This window comes from Marinobacter zhanjiangensis, from assembly GCF_014651935.1.
Lineage (GTDB): Bacteria > Pseudomonadota > Gammaproteobacteria > Pseudomonadales > Oleiphilaceae > Marinobacter > Marinobacter zhanjiangensis.
This window is the reverse complement of record NZ_BMXV01000002.1, coordinates 556232-570843: the sequence shown is the minus strand read 5'-3', so window position 1 is coordinate 570843 and position 14612 is coordinate 556232. Positions and strand designations below refer to the sequence as shown.

The 14612-nt window shown below is 61.2% G+C and carries 11 protein-coding genes; 7 read left to right on the top strand and 4 right to left on the bottom strand.

All coding sequences use genetic code 11. The features are described 5' to 3' along the window. Nucleotides 1-14: 14 nt before the first annotated feature. Complete coding sequence (locus IE079_RS06030; RefSeq protein WP_189574299.1) at nt 15-944, bottom strand: chemotaxis protein CheV; 930 nt, start codon at nt 942-944, stop codon at nt 15-17. Nucleotides 945-1238: 294 nt separating this feature from the next. Here IE079_RS06030 and flgA point away from each other — a divergent pair, with 294 nt between their 5' ends. The 6 genes from flgA (at nt 1239) to IE079_RS06000 (ending at nt 6417) form a co-directional block, all read left to right on the top strand. Then, nucleotides 1239-1943 (top strand): flagellar basal body P-ring formation chaperone FlgA, encoded by a 705-nt coding sequence (flgA, locus tag IE079_RS06025; RefSeq protein WP_189574297.1) that lies wholly within the window; start codon nt 1239-1241, stop codon nt 1941-1943. Nucleotides 1944-2139: 196 nt separating this feature from the next. Next, nucleotides 2140-2469: a flagellar biosynthesis anti-sigma factor FlgM gene (gene flgM, locus IE079_RS06020; protein WP_189574294.1), complete on the top strand. Its 330-nt coding sequence runs from the start codon at nt 2140-2142 to the stop codon at nt 2467-2469. A gap of 8 nt (nt 2470-2477) precedes the next feature. Beyond that, a complete protein-coding gene (locus tag IE079_RS06015; protein WP_189574291.1) occupies nt 2478-2948 on the top strand; it encodes a flagella synthesis protein FlgN in 471 nt (156 codons plus the stop codon). A 155-nt stretch (nt 2949-3103) separates the two neighbouring features. After that, nucleotides 3104-3754 (top strand): peptidylprolyl isomerase, encoded by a 651-nt coding sequence (locus tag IE079_RS06010; protein ID WP_227712339.1) that lies wholly within the window; start codon nt 3104-3106, stop codon nt 3752-3754. Between the two features lie 3 nt (nt 3755-3757). Next, a complete protein-coding gene (gene mnmC / locus IE079_RS06005) occupies nt 3758-5656 on the top strand; it encodes a bifunctional tRNA (5-methylaminomethyl-2-thiouridine)(34)-methyltransferase MnmC2/FAD-dependent 5-carboxymethylaminomethyl-2-thiouridine(34) oxidoreductase MnmC1 (RefSeq protein WP_189574288.1) in 1899 nt (632 codons plus the stop codon). Nucleotides 5657-5784: 128 nt separating this feature from the next. Continuing rightward, nucleotides 5785-6417 carry a CBS domain-containing protein gene (locus tag IE079_RS06000; RefSeq protein ID WP_189574285.1) on the top strand — a complete coding sequence of 211 codons (633 nt, stop codon included), beginning with the start codon at nt 5785-5787 and terminating at the stop codon, nt 6415-6417. 195 nt (nt 6418-6612) lie between these two features. On the opposite strand, the gene ligA is transcribed toward IE079_RS06000, so the two are convergent. From ligA to smc, 3 genes are all read right to left on the bottom strand, one after another. Continuing rightward, on the bottom strand, nt 6613-8643 hold the full coding sequence (gene ligA, locus IE079_RS05995) for an NAD-dependent DNA ligase LigA (protein ID WP_189574282.1): 2031 nt from the start codon (nt 8641-8643) through the stop codon (nt 6613-6615). Between the two features lie 45 nt (nt 8644-8688). Next, nucleotides 8689-9732 (bottom strand): cell division protein ZipA, encoded by a 1044-nt coding sequence (zipA, locus tag IE079_RS05990; protein WP_189574279.1) that lies wholly within the window; start codon nt 9730-9732, stop codon nt 8689-8691. A gap of 115 nt (nt 9733-9847) precedes the next feature. Beyond that, on the bottom strand, nt 9848-13345 hold the full coding sequence (gene smc, locus IE079_RS05985) for a chromosome segregation protein SMC (protein WP_189574276.1): 3498 nt from the start codon (nt 13343-13345) through the stop codon (nt 9848-9850). Between the two features lie 310 nt (nt 13346-13655). On the opposite strand from smc, the gene IE079_RS05980 reads away from it, so the two are divergent. Beyond that, nucleotides 13656-14609 carry a GGDEF domain-containing protein gene (locus tag IE079_RS05980; RefSeq protein ID WP_189574273.1) on the top strand — a complete coding sequence of 318 codons (954 nt, stop codon included), beginning with the start codon at nt 13656-13658 and terminating at the stop codon, nt 14607-14609. The last annotated feature ends 3 nt before the right edge of the window (nt 14610-14612 follow it).

Here is a 14612-nt window from a genome sequence, read left to right as displayed (position 1 = left end):
GCCGGATGGCACCGTTATTCCCGGTCAAGGATTTCCATGACCCGCTCGGCCAGCTCGTCGGGGCTGAACTTCGCCATGAAATCGTCAGCGCCGACCTTCTCTACCATGGCGCGATTGAAAATGCCGCTCAGGGACGTGTGGAGCATAATGTACAGGTCTTTGAGTGCCGGGTCATTTTTACAGCGCGCCACCAGAGTGTAGCCATCCATCTCAGGCATCTCCACATCCGAGATCACCATGGAAACGTGGTCGGTGACCTTGCTGCCATCGGCGGTCAGCTCACGCAGGTAGTCCAGCGCCTGTTTGCCATCATTGCGGGATTCAACCTCCAGACCAATGGCGGTCAGGCAGCGAATCATCTGGCGACGGGCCACGGAAGAGTCGTCCACCACCAGTATCGGCCGGGAGGCACTGCGATCACGGGTGTTTCTGGAAAGAATTTCTTCCGCGACGTCCTCTTTCAGCGGTGAGACCTCTGACAGGATCTTTTCCACATCGATGACCTCAACCAGTGCATCGTCCATGCGGGTAACCGCGGTCAGGTAGACCTCACGACCTGCCCCCTTGGGCGGGGGCAGGATATCTTCCCAGTTCATATTGACGATGCGGTCAACCCCGGATACCAGGAACCCCTGGGTGCGACGGTTGTACTCGGTAATAATCACGAAGCTGGTGGCCATCTGCTCCTGCGGCAGGCCAGGGCCCCGGATTGCCATGGAAAGGTCAATAATGGGGATGGTTTCACCCCGTATATGGGCAACCCCCCGGACCACCGAACGGCTGTTGGGAATCGAGGTCAGCTTCGGGCACTGCAGTACTTCCTTGACCTTGAATACGTTGATGCCATAAAGCTGACGGCCCTGCAGCCGGAACAACAGCAATTCTAGGCGATTCTCCCCCACCAGCTGGGTGCGTTGGTTAACACTGTCAAGGACGCCTGCCATTCGAAACTCCCGAAGTGGTTATGGCAGCTTACCGGCATGGCTCCCTCGGCAATCAGGGATGGGCACGGTAGTTGCTTAATTTTGGTTGATTGGCCAGAAACGTCATCCGGGTGCCAGAAACCCGACGCGCCAGCCTGGAAAATGCCTTTGGCCACGCATTGTAGCGTTGCTTGCGGCTGGCGTGTGTAACGGCTGGTATCCGGAAAAGTTTAGCGCCTTTGACAGGTGTTCCGGCGCCACCAGCGACGACTTTGCTGGCGCCTTCCACTGACAGCATAGGACAAAGCCGGCTCAATGCGCATATTTCCTGTACTCGTGCTTATCGCTGCTCTCGCGAGCCCGGCCATGGCGGCCGCAAAAACCGGTCCGGAGGATATTCTGGACGCTGCCCGAGCCTTCATGGAGGGCTACGCCGGGGAACTCGAGGCAGACGACCTGGAGGCGGAATACAGCCTTGGCTCGCTGGACCCCAGGCTGTCGCTGGCACCCTGCGCCCAAGATGGCATTGCGGTGGAATTCAGCAGCGATCCGATGCAGACCACCCAGCCCTCGCTGCTGGTGTCCTGCCAGGGCAAGCGTCCCTGGCGTATGTACCTTTCCGTATCGCTGGATATCTATGGCGACGCCCTGGTTTCGGCACGCCCGCTGAACCGTGGCGATCGCATCAGCCAGGCCATGGTCACTACCGACCGGGTTGTGGTGAACGCCATTCGTCAGGGCACCATTACCCGCCCCGACAACCTGATCGGGCTGGAACTGAAACGCCCGGTGCGGGCCGGAACACCGTTCACTCCGCATCTGGTGATTACCCCGGATGCCGTGTCCCGGGGTGACCATGTTATGATTACGGCCAGGAGCAGAGTCTTTGCCGTACGCACCAGGGGCAAGGCGCTGGCGGATGCCCGGGTAGGTGAGCAAGTACTGGTGGAAAACCTGTCTTCTGCCCGCACGGTACGGGCCCGGGTGATAGCCCCCGGCCAGGTGGAAATCGCCATGTAATCACCGGCAAGGGCCTGCCAGCAACGGCAAACGTTTGCCGAGGGCAGTTCCTCTGGCGGGGCGGAAAGTGAACAGTGTCACGGCGCCACAAAAGATGAACAAAGTTTTACTCAAGAAAGGGCTAAACCCGTCGATAAACGGGTAAGAGTCAAATTTCGCCCGCCACGGAGCGGCACATTGAAGAGAAGGTATCGTCATGGCAGTTAACTTTAGCGGCATCGGCAACAACCCGGTTAACTCCCCCACCACCAACACCGACAAGGCCCCGGCCAGCAAGAGCGGCAACCCGTCGGCGCCGGCGGAACAGGCCTCCAGAGAGGCGCCTGCGGCACGTGGGGAGAACGTCAACCTGAGCAAACAGGCCAGGGAACTCCGGCAGATGGGTGACAAACTGGAGAGCTACCCGGAAGTGGACGACAGCCGCGTGGAAGAGATTCGCGCTGCGCTGGCAGACGGCTCCTACAAGGTGGACGCCGAGAAAGTGGCCCAGAAAATGCTTGAGATGGATGACAGCATTTTTGGGTGAGGTAAACCATGTCTACTGTAGACAAGCTCCAGGCACTTCTTGACCAGGATATTGAACAACTCGGGCAGCTGAAAATACTGCTCGAGGAAGAAAAGACCCTGCTGGGCAATGCCGACGTGCGCGGTATTGAACCGCTGACAGAGCAAAAGAACACGCTGCTGACGGCCATCCGCGATCGCGCCCGCCAGAAAGTTCACCTGCTGGTGGAAATGGGCTTCCGACCCGACCAGGGCCACCCTTCCCGCTTTATCCGCAGCGCCGGCCTGACCGAACTCTACCAGCGCTGGGAATCCGCCCAGGCCTCCCTGGCAGATTGCCATGCCCTGAACCAGCAGAACAGCAAGGTGGTCAGCCACCTGCAGGCACGGCTGGCGAAACTGACCGATATCTTCCGCGGCAGCTCCAGCCAGCAGAAGCTTTACGGGGCGACCGGCCAGCAGACCTCCGTTGGTCAGAGGAATATGCTTGCCAGCGCCTGAGTCAGGCTACTTCTGTATTCCGCCGCATTCGTCGGCGACCCCGGTATCACCTTCTACAACAAACCAGACGAATTGGTAATCTGGTTTTTACCGGGGTCACCGATCCTGCTGATTCTGGTAGACTTCAAACGGTCATCCACCGAACGGAGCCTGCCATGGACCGCCTCTCAGCCCGCACTGCCATTACTGCCACCACTGCTCAACGGACTGGCCCTTTCGGGTCGCTGATCATCGCACTCGCCATGCTCCTGGTTGGTCTTGTCGCACCCGCTCAGGCCCAGCAGACTTCCAGCGACAACGATGAACTGCCTCTGGTGCGGATATCCACCACCGAGGGCGCATTCACCGTGCGCCTGCGCCCTGACTATGCCCCTCTGACCGTTGCCAACTTCCTGGAGTATGTAGAAGAAGGGTTCTACGACGGCACTCTCTTCCACCGGGTCATTCCGGGTTTCATGATCCAGGGTGGCGGTTTCGACCAGGATCTGAGCAAAAAGGAAACGCGGGATCCCGTCGTCAATGAGTCCAGCCAGACCGCGAAAAACCTGCGTGGCACCCTTGCCATGGCCCGCACCCGCGATCCGGATTCCGCCACCGCCCAGTTCTTTATCAACCTGATGGACAACCCGCACCTGAATGCCACCAAGGCGCGCCCGGGCTATACCGTGTTTGGTAAGGTTATTGACGGCATGGGTGCAGTGGATGCCATTGCCAAAGCCAACACCACCCGTGCCAAGGGCATGTCTGACGTACCGGCCGACCCGGTGATCATCAAATCGATACGCCTGATCGACGACGAGCAATAGGCCATGGAACGAGACAGTCCGAAGCTGCCCTCCATCGAACCGGCAATCCTGGAATGGCACGACGGGCAGCCCGTGTCTGCCCGCTTCGGTGATGTCTATTTCAGCCGTGACGACGGCCTGGAAGAAGCCCGGCACGTATTCCTCCGGCACAACCAGCTGCCGGAACGGTTCGCCCGCCTGCAGGGTGGCGATACCCTGGTGGTCGCGGAAACCGGGTTCGGCACCGGCCTGAACTTTCTGGCGACCTGGCAGAGCTTCCGGGAGCGGGCCCCGGCCGGAGCCATGCTGCATTTCGTCTCCGTTGAACGCTACCCGCTCACCAGTGACGATCTTCGCCAGACCCTTTCCCTGTGGCCGGAACTGGCACCGCTGGCGGACGAACTCTGCCAGCAGTATCCGCCGCTGGTGGCGGGCAGCCACCGGCTGGTGCTGGATTCCGGCCGGGTCCGTCTGACGCTCTATTTTGGTGATGGACTGGAAGCGCTCGAGGATCTGGCCTTCAACGCCGATGCCTGGTTCCTTGATGGCTTTGCCCCGGCCTGTAACCCGGGCATCTGGCAAGACAGGGTAATGGAACAGGTCCGCCGCCATAGCCGCCCCGGGGCTACCCTTTCCACGTTCACGGCGGTTGGCCGTATCCGGCGGACCCTGGCTGAAGCAGGCTTTCAGATGCAGTGCGTGGCAGGCTTTGGCCACAAGCGGGAGATGCTCCGGGGAGAACTCCCGACCGAAGCAGGAACGGTCTGCAACCGGCCAGACTCTGTTCTGGTGGTCGGTGCCGGCGTGGCCGGCTCGCTGCTTGCCCGCAACCTGGCAGACCGGGGGTTGTCGGTTGTCGTTGCCGATCAGGGCGACAGGCCCGGCGCCGGCGCCTCCGGCAATGCCCAGGGCGCCCTCTACGCCAAACTGGGCGTTCAGCTCAATGACCAGACACGACTCAGCCTGGCCGCCCTGCTCCATGCCCAACGCTACTATCCATTAAACACGCCCGGTGTGTGGCATGGCACAGGCCTGCTGATGATGGGCAGCTCCGACCAGGAACGCCAGCGCCAGCAGAAGTTTCTCCGGCAGAACGAGTATCCGGCCAGCGTACTGACTCCCGTGTCCGCCGGGCAGGCCCGGACGCTCACGGGGGTTGCCTGCCCCCATGGCGGACTCTGGTTCCCCGGTTCCGGCTGGCTGGAGCCGTCACGGCTGTGTGCCACACTGCTGGACCACCCACGTATCCGCACCGAATTCGGCTTCCGTGCCAGCCGGCTGCTGCCCTGCAACAATCGCTGGTGCCTCTCCGGAGAGGCCCGCCAGGACCTGGTGGCTGATGCGGTGGTCATCGCCGCCGGACACGAGACGCGCAAGCTGATGCCGGTACTGGGGGAATTCCGCATGAAACCCATCCGCGGTCAGGTCACCGCCCTGCCCGTTGACAGCCTGTCAGAAACGCCGAAGGCCGTAATCGCCGGATCCCGCTACCTGAACCCGCCCATGGATGGCATGGCCGTTACCGGGGCCACCTTTGACCTGCACGATGCCGATCCCCGGGTGCGGCTCAGCAGCGACAAGGAGAATATGGCCGGGCTGAACGACATGATTCCGGGAATGGTCACCAGCGATGATGCGCCGTCGTCTGCGTCCAGCCGGGTATCTTTCCGCTGTACCACCCACGACTATCAGCCTATCGCCGGCCCCATGGTCAACGGTGAAGGCCGGGTTCTGGAAGCGGCCTGGCTGTTTACAGGCCTGGGCAGCAAGGGGCTGATGTGGGCGCCCCTGCTGGCTGAATACCTGGCAGACTGTCTCACTGGCCACCCGGCTGCCCTGCCCCGCTCACTGGCCCGGAGGGTCGACCCGAAACGCTGTCTGGCGAAACCCGTATCAAGTGACACCAGAGGCGAGCTTGCCTGATTTGCGGTCCAGTTTTTGTCGTCGCGGCCGATAAAGGGGTATAAATGGTCAAGGCGCCTTCGAAATCGTTCCACTCTGATTGACGGGATGCTCGCCAGGGCCTGGGTACCGGACTTTCAGGAGCAGCAATGGCCATACACGTTAGCGAACCCGGTCGACCGACGGGCACCCGACTGCCGGAGATCTTTCGCAGCCGACGGGTGGGCGCGCTGGACGAAATCAGCGAAGCTCACCCCATGCGGGAGAGCAATGAGGAAATCACCGATGGCGCCTTCCAGCAGGCGCGGGAAGCCAATGCCCGGCGGGCAGTGGCCCATTACAGCCAGGCGGAGGAGGCCGAGCCGGAACCGCAACGCGCCTATCTCCCGGTCAGCCGCGTGTGCAGCCCATGGATCCATACCCTGCCGGCGGAATCTACCCTGGCGGATGCCCTGAATACCATGGAGCAACACGGCGTTCACCATATGATCATCACCTCCGGCGGCCTGGTCGGTGGTCTGGTGGATACCCGCTGGATCCTCAACTGGCTCCACGAGAATCGGGATCAGGATGTGTCCCGGAGCTTCCTGCATATAGAGCTACCCGCTTTCCTGACCGCCTCCCCCGAAACCGACGCCCACCAGCTGGCCCGACTGATGCTGGCCCACCAACTGGATGCCGCCCTGGTGGTCGGGGCCGATGGCACCCCGACTGGCATCATTACCAGCACGGATTATCTCAGGCTTTATGCGAGCCTCAGTCAGCAGGAGGGAGAAGTATAAGTTAGGGCATTTTTTTCTAGAGGCCTGCACCAAAGTTTGGGCACGTGAGGCGGGACCCTTTTCCGGGACACGCCGTGAATCCTTCCCTGGAGGCTCTTCAAAAACGTCCATGTTTTTGAAGGTCCCGGAAAAACCCCTCACCTTACGTGCATCAACCTGGGTGCCCGCCGCCTGGAGAACAAAACGAAAAAAGGTTCAGTCCAGGCCCTGCTCAGCCAGGAACGCCCGGAACTGCGCCTCATCCATCACATTCACACCCAATGACTCAGCCTTCTCCAATTTGGAACCCGCGGCCTCCCCGGCAACAACACAACTGGTCTTCTTTGACACACTGCCGGCCACCCTGGCGCCAAGGCTCTCCAGCTTTCCCTTCGCTTCCTCCCTGGTCATTTCAGACAGGGTACCCGTCAGTACCCAGGTCTCACCCTTGAGCGGCAGAGCCGCCGGTTCTGCTACCTCGACGGACTGCCACCGGACACCCCGCTCACGCAGCTCATCAATGGTTTCCTGGTTATGGGGCTGCCGGAAAAAACTGTAAATGTGCCCGGCCACAATCGGGCCCACATCCGGGACCTCCTCCAGGGCCTCCTCCGACGCCCCGGCAATCTTCTCAAGGGTGCCGAAATGCATGGCCAGCCCCTTGGCGGTGGCCTCGCCCACCTCACGGATACCCAGTGCATAGAGAAAGCGCCAGAGTTCAGGCTCACGGGAGCCGTCAATCGCCTTCAAAAGATTGTCGGCAGACTTGTCACCCATCCGGTCAAGCCGGACCAGATCCGCCTTGCGAAGCTGATAGAGATCCGCGACGGTCGCAACCATCTCCTTCTCCACCAGCATATCGATCCACTTCTCCCCCAGCCCCTCGATATCCATAGCCTTGCGCGACGCATAGTGGCGTATCGCCTCCTTGCGCTGGGCCGGGCAATACAGACCGCCGCTGCAGCGGGCCACCGCTTCGCCCTCGATCTGGACAACATCGGAACCACACACCGGGCAATGGTCGGGCAGCTCCACCTCAGTGGCGTTATCCGGTCGCTGGTCGGGCACCACCTTGACCACCTGCGGTATCACATCACCGGCGCGGCGGACAAAGACCGTATCGCCGATGCGGACGTCCAGCCGCCGGATCTCATCCATATTGTGGAGCGTGGCATTGCTGACCGTCACCCCACCCACGAAGACCGGTTTCAGTCGCGCGACCGGCGTGACAGCGCCGGTGCGACCCACCTGCCACTCCACGTCCAGCAGCTCGGTCAGCTCCTCCTGGGCCGGGAACTTCTGGGCGATGGCCCACCGCGGCGCCCGGGACACAAAGCCCAGCTGTTGCTGAAAATCGATCCGGTTGACCTTGAAGACGATGCCATCGATTTCATAGGCCAGCGTATCGCGCTTTTGCAACAGCGCCTCATAGGCTTCAAGGCATTCCTCGGGGCCGGTCGCACGACTCATTTCCGGATTGATACGAAAGCCCCAGTCGTGAACCATCTGCAGGCAGGCGTAATGGGTGTCCGGCAGAATGCCTTCATCGGGAACCGCAACGCTATAGGCGCACATTTCCAGCGGGCGACGTGCGGTAATCCGGGGGCTCTTCTGGCGCAGGCTGCCAGCGGCGGCATTACGGGGATTGACGAAGGTTTTCTCACCCTGATTGGCCAGCTTGCGATTCAGCTCCTCGAAGCCGGCCCGGGGCATATAGACTTCACCGCGGATTTCCACCACCTCCGGTACCTTGTGTCCCCGCAGGCGCAGTGGTACGGATTCAATGGTGCGGATATTGGCGGTTATGTCCTCGCCGGTATAGCCATCCCCGCGGGTGGCTGCCTGAGTCAGCAGGCCCTGCTCGTAGTGGAGGCTTACCGCCAGGCCATCCAGCTTGGGTTCACAGACATATTCTACCGGCTCTTCCCTTTTCAGGCGGTCACGCACACGGCGGTCGAAATCCCGTAACTCGTCTTCGGAAAAGGCATTGTCGAGGGACAGCATCGGCAGGCGGTGGACGACCTCGGCAAAGGTATTGTCACCACTGGCGCCGACACGCTGGGTTGGTGAGTCCGGCGTTATCAGCTCGGGGTGCTCATCCTCCAGAGACTGCAGCTCGCGCATCAGCCGGTCATATTCAGCATCCGGTACTGCCGGTTCGTCCAGAACGTAATAGCGGTAATTGTGGTCATTGATGACCTGGCGGAGTTCCTGGATACGGCTTTCAACGGACGAGGTCTGACTCATGTCTCTGTGATTCCGGGAATGGCTCTGGTCTGGTGCGGTTGGCGATCAGCGTTTGGAACGACGTTTGCGCTCGTATTCGCGAATGCGCTGGCGACAGTGCTCGATGGTCTGTGCCGTCATCACGCTGCGGCGCTCGTCCTTCAGTTCGCCCCCCAGGTTGCGGACCACCGCCTGGGCGGTTTCCAGCATGAAATCGAACGCCTGCATATTGTCGGTGGGTCCCGGCAGGCTCATGAAGAAACTGATGCCCGGCGTCGACATCTGCTCCATTTCGCCGGGCTTGAAGGTGCCCGGCTCGACTGCGTTGGCCACGCTGAACTGGACAGGACTGGTGGCATCCTCGGTTTCATGGCGATGGTAGATATCCAGGTCACCATGTTCCAGGCCACAGGCTTCAAACAGCTTCTTGAGGGCGGCACCGGAAAAATCGCCCCGCTCTTCAGACGCTAGGATATTGATGACAATCACTTCCTCTGCCGGCGGCCGGTTGGCTCCGGCCCGGGGCTCGCCCTCCCCGGGCTCGCCGGAGGCGCCGCCCCGGCTCGCGGTGTCCTCTTCCACCTCGGTGATCATGGGCGGTTCCGGGTCCTTGCGGCCCATGAATTTCTTGCGCTCAGGGCGTTTCGGCCGCCTTACCGTGCGAGGCTCGCTGGCGATCTCTTCCTGACTTTCCGGCGGGTTGTCGTGGGCGGTTACGGACTCGTCAAACGGAGGGTCGGCAGGTTCCGGCTCCGGCTCGGGGTCGGAAGCCGAGAAGGATGGCATGTCCGGTTCCGGCTGCTGTCGTGGCGATTCCGGCTGCTTCGGGGACGGAGCCGGCTGCTCGTGGTCAGGTGAATCCGACGTGGTGGCAGACGTAACATAGCCCCGCTCTTCCAGCGTGCCCCTTGATATCGGCCGGGCGCCACCATTGGGCAACTCCGAGTTGAAGTCGTCATCCAGGGGCGAGTCTTCGATATCATCCGCCCCCATGCCGCTGGAGATGGCGGCGGCATCCTTGCGGGCACGCCGCATGCGGCGCAAACCATCCACAACGATGGCGATAATAATCAGGGCACCAATGGCCATCAACCATTCCCGAAGCGACATAACTACCCGATCCTGTCAGTGTCGTTTAAAGTGGTAACTCTAAGAAAAGACCACTACGAATACAACGCAATAGCCTGTCAAATGGCCATTTTTTCATGTCCGGGAAGCCTTCCGATCAGGCTTCCGCCAACGCTGCGGCCTCATCCACGTCCACCGAGACCAGGCGTGAGCAGCCGGGTTCGTGCATGGTAACCCCCATCAGCTGATTCGCCATTTCCATGGCGATCTTGTTATGGGTGATGTAGATGAATTGCACCTGAGACGACATCTCCTTCACCATGTTGGCATAACGACCGACGTTGGCGTCATCCAGAGGCGCATCCACTTCATCCAGCATACAGAAAGGCGCCGGGTTGAGTTGGAAAATCGAGAATACCAGGGCGATCGCAGTCAACGCCTTCTCACCACCGGACAGCAGGTGAATGGTGCTGTTCTTCTTGCCGGGTGGCCGCGCCATGATGGTCACGCCGGTTTCCAGCAAGTCTTCCCCGGTCAGGTCCAGGTAGGCGTTGCCGCCACCGAAGACCTTGGGAAACAGGGCCTGGAGGCCACTGTTGACCTTGTCGAAGGTCTCCTTGAAGCGCTGACGGGTTTCCCGGTCGATTCGGCGGATGGCGTTGTCGAGGGTTTCCAGGGCTTCCATCAGGTCTTCGTGCTGGCTGTCCAGATAAGTCTTGCGTTCGCTCTGTACCTGGTACTCCTCGATGGCGGCCAGGTTGATGGCCCCCAGACGCTGAATGCGGTTTCCGATCTTTTCCAGCTCCTCGGCCCAGCCCTTTTCGGTGGCGTCTTCCGCCAGCTGCTCGAGAATGTCGGCCAGTCTGACCTCAAGTTCCTGTAGCTGCTCAAGATGGTTGGAGGCGCGGATTTCCAGGGCCTGGGATTCCATCCGCAGCTTTTCCAGCTGGCCGCGGATATCCTGGGCGCGATGCTCCGCCTGGCTGCGGAACTGTTCTTTTTCCCGCACCGTGCGGTCAATTTCCTCGAGCGCGTCGCGGGCGGCAGAGAGCTTTTCTTCCTCGGCCAGACGACGGTCCAGCAGGCCTTCGAGCTGCATCTGCAGATCTTCGATAGGGGCTTCTGCGTTCTCGCGGTTCTCCCGCAGGATATCCAGCCGCTCCTCAAGGCGCTGATCCTGCAGCCGCGTACGCTCCAGGGTCTGCCTGAGCCCATCCTGCTGGCTGCTCAGTGACTGGATCTGCAGTTGCAGCTGATGGGCATGGTCCCGGTCACTACGAGCCTGGTGCCGAAGGTGATCCAGGCGTTCCCGGAGTTCATCCCGCTGCTCCAGCAGGCGCTCCTTTTCCGCCTCGGTGTCCTCGTTCTCGGCCAGGGACTGGTCCCATTGCAGCCGGACCTCTTCCAGCTCTTCCTGTTTCATGGCCAGCTGTTCCCGAATATCGGCCACGTCCTCGTCAATCCGCTGCAGGCGTTCGTTGATCTGTTCAGCGCGGGCCTTCAGGCCACTGACCCGGGAAGTGAGCGAAGACAGCTCTGCCTGGATATCATTGGCACTCTGCTGCGCCTCGTCCCGCTGCAGCTCAGCACCGGAGGTCCGCTCCTGGATGTCGGCGAGGCGTTCCCGTGCCTCGGCCAGCCGGTTTGCAGCCTCGTCCAGGGCGGCGGCCAGTTCTTCCACCTTCTGCTGGCGTTCGATCACACCGGTGCGGGACCGGTCCGACTCCGGCATGCGCAGCCAGCTCCGGCCCAGCCAGATACCGTCGGCCGTGATCAGGGATTCGTGATCGCCGAGTTGCGGCTGGCGGTCCAGGGCTTCGTGCAGGCTTGCTACCGTCTTGACACGACCAAGCCATGGCGCAAGACCGCTGCCATTGCGCACCCGGGCCGCCAGGCTGTCCGGGTGCGGTTCGCTATCCGCCGATCCCTTCTGGACCAGGGCTGCCCCCCGCGGCGCTTCATCCAGCTGCCGCCCGAGCGCATCCAGACTGTCCACTTCAACCCCCTGCAGGAGATTGCCCAGCACTTCCTCTACCGCAAATTCCCAGCCCGGATCGGCCTGCAGTTGACGGGCGATACGCGGAGCACCTGAAAGCCCGGCGCCGGCAAGCCACTGCTGCAGGGTATCGTCGTCGGCCCCCAGCTGTTCATCCAGCAGGGCCTGCTGGGATTCCAGGGATGCCCTCAGGGACTGGTCCCGCTGGCTCAGCTCGCTGACCTGCTGCTCCTGATCTCTCAGCTGTCCTTTCAGATCCTGCAGATGGTCGGTGGCTTCCTCGATGGTTTCAGCCGCCTGCTCCCGACGGAGGTCGAGTTCCGATTCCTGTGCAAGCAGTTCATCCAGCTCCCGACGATCCAGCTGATCATCCAGCAGCTCCTTTTCGTCTTCCAGGCGCCGCTGACGGACAAGCAGGTTCTCAACCTCCTGCTCAAGGTTGCGTATGCGGTTCTGGGCAAGCTCCGCTTCCCGCCTGGTATCGGACGAACGGGCACTGAAGGCTTCCCACTGTTGCTGCCAGTCGCTCATGGCCTCTTCGGCGGACTGCAGCTGTATGGCGGATTCCTCCGCCTGGGCAGCCAGGGTTTCCTGTTCAGGCTCGACGCTGGCCAGCTCGTCATTGACAGCGACAAGCTTGTCTTCATCCTGGTCCAGTTCCCGGGCTATTTCGCTACGGCTGGCCAGGGCCTGGTCCAGCTCCGTGGCCACCTGCCGGCTGCGCTCCCGCTGGTGTTCCAGGCTTTGCTCTACCCGGGCAATATCGGCACCCGCCTCATAGTAGCGGGCCTGATTGCGGTTGAACTCGTCGGTGCGCTGCTGGTGGTCGTCCCGCAGACGCTCCAGCGTGCTTTCCAGGTTGACCCGCTCGGTCAGGTGCTTTTCCAGTTCCAGCTCGGTGTCACGAAGCTGCTCGCGACGTTGCCTGAGGTCGTCATCCAGCCCCTGCCAGCGCAGCACGGTCAGTTCCGCGCGGTACCGACGCTCGGTGGCTTTCAGTTCCTTGTAACGTTCAGCAGACTGGGCCTGCCGCTGCAGATGCTGGAGCTGCCGTTCGAGCTCTTCCCGCAGGTCGGTGAGGCGTTCCAGGTTCTCCTGGGTGCGGCGGATGCGGTTTTCGGTTTCCCGGCGGCGCTCCTTGTACTTGGAGATACCGGCCGCTTCCTCGATATACACTCGCAGCTCTTCCGGCTTGGCCTCGATCAGCCTGGAGATCATGCCCTGTTCGATAATAGCGTAGCTACGGGGCCCCAGGCCGGTACCCAGGAAAAGGTCGGTAATATCACGGCGCCGGCATTTGGCCCCGTTCATGAAATAATCCGACTGCCCCTCCCGGGATACCCGGCGGCGTACCGAGATTTCATTGAAACGGGCGAATTCCCCCGGCGCGGTACCATCGGAGTTGTCGAAAATCAGTTCGATGGAGGCCTGGCCCACCGGCTTGCGGGCGCTGGAGCCGTTGAAGATCACGTCAGACATGGATTCGCCGCGCAGGTACTTGGCGGAGCTTTCCCCCATGACCCAGCGCACGGCGTCAATGATGTTGGACTTGCCACAGCCATTGGGACCCACCACAGCGGTCATGTTCGAGGGAAACGGCACGGTGGTGGGGTCAACGAAGGATTTGAAACCCGCGAGTTTTATGGACTTCAGGCGCATGTTGTTGTGTGATTTCCTTTATCCGCGACGGCCGGTGTTCTGTCTGGTGGATTCGCTAACCGGACAGAAAACGAGGTGGCAAGCGTGGGCGCTTGAGGGAGCGGAGTTTACCATACGCATGACGGATGCCCAGCCCGACTCTTTCCCATTTCCCGGACCTGGCGAAAGCGCGACAAAAATTTGCCGCTTTTGTCTACATAACGCATCAGTACTCGGGAAAATTACAGGCACAGCACTGTTTTATCTTGTATTTTCAGTTCTGGCACATTACCTGCTTAAGCAAGAAAAAACATTGGCAAAGGCAGCATCCATGGCAGGTAATTACCGTTCATCCCAATACGCTCAGACAACTGACCAGGGACGGCTGGTGGCACTGCGCCAGGCACGGGACGCCTGGACCGGCGCTGGTGATCCGGTGGCAAGACTTTACCGGCGGGCCAGCACGACGCTGTCACTGGAACAACTGCTGGGCATCTTTGCAGAAGAGCTGGCCAGCGCGCTGCCCTATGGCCAGCTGGTATACCGGCACCGGCTGGGACACCAGGACTTTGTCTATTCAACCGGCACCGGCGGGTCCCACCGCTGTGACTACCAACTGACCCTGGAAGGCATCAACTATGGCGCACTCGCACTCAAGCGCCGGACCCGGTTCCACGAAGAGGAACTGGAAATCATCGAGTACCTTCTTGGCATCCTGATCTGCCCTCTGCGCAACGCCTGCCAGTACGCGCTGGTGGAACAGGCCGCCCTGACCGATGCATTGACGGAAATCCCGAACAAAAGGGCGCTGGACATGGCCCTGGTCCGGGACTGCAGTATCGATGACCGGCATGGCGATAACTTCACGCTCATCCTGTGTGACCTGGATCATTTCAAGGACGTGAACGACAACTACGGCCATGTCATTGGTGACCATATACTGAAGGCTACCGCAAAGGCACTGCGGGAAGCGACACGGGAGGGGGACAGTATTTTCCGTTTTGGCGGCGAGGAATTTGCCATTGTGCTACCCCACACCGACTCGGACGACGGCCTCGAGGTGGCAGACAGGATACGGGCCGGTGTCAGCCAGATCCGGGTGCCCTTTGGCGATCACCAGGTAAGCGTTACGGCCAGCGCCGGTGTTGCCTCTCACCGTCGCGGCGAAACCCCGGACCAGTGGCTGGCCCGGGCCGACGACGCACTCTACCGCGCCAAGAATGGTGGCCGGAACTGCACCCGCGTTGCCCACGTGGTAAAAGGCAGCAAGACGCAGCCCGTCTGATGC

Bases quoted from the DNA above. Each gene is read 5' to 3' on its own strand.
- ligA (WP_189574282.1), bottom strand. From the start codon at position 8,643: ATGAGTCAGACCTCGTCCGTTGAAAGCCGTATCCAGGAACTCCGCCAG.
- IE079_RS06015 (WP_189574291.1), top strand. From the start codon at position 2,478: ATGTCTACTGTAGACAAGCTCCAGGCACTTCTTGACCAGGATATTGAA.
- IE079_RS06010 (WP_227712339.1), top strand. From the start codon at position 3,104: ATGGACCGCCTCTCAGCCCGCACTGCCATTACTGCCACCACTGCTCAA.
- flgM (WP_189574294.1), top strand. From the start codon at position 2,140: ATGGCAGTTAACTTTAGCGGCATCGGCAACAACCCGGTTAACTCCCCC.
- IE079_RS06000 (WP_189574285.1), top strand. From the start codon at position 5,785: ATGGCCATACACGTTAGCGAACCCGGTCGACCGACGGGCACCCGACTG.
- flgA (WP_189574297.1), top strand. From the start codon at position 1,239: ATGCGCATATTTCCTGTACTCGTGCTTATCGCTGCTCTCGCGAGCCCG.
- zipA (WP_189574279.1), bottom strand. From the start codon at position 9,732: ATGTCGCTTCGGGAATGGTTGATGGCCATTGGTGCCCTGATTATTATC.
- IE079_RS06030 (WP_189574299.1), bottom strand. From the start codon at position 944: ATGGCAGGCGTCCTTGACAGTGTTAACCAACGCACCCAGCTGGTGGGG.
- IE079_RS05980 (WP_189574273.1), top strand. From the start codon at position 13,656: ATGGCAGGTAATTACCGTTCATCCCAATACGCTCAGACAACTGACCAG.
- smc (WP_189574276.1), bottom strand. From the start codon at position 13,345: ATGCGCCTGAAGTCCATAAAACTCGCGGGTTTCAAATCCTTCGTTGAC.
- mnmC (WP_189574288.1), top strand. From the start codon at position 3,758: ATGGAACGAGACAGTCCGAAGCTGCCCTCCATCGAACCGGCAATCCTG.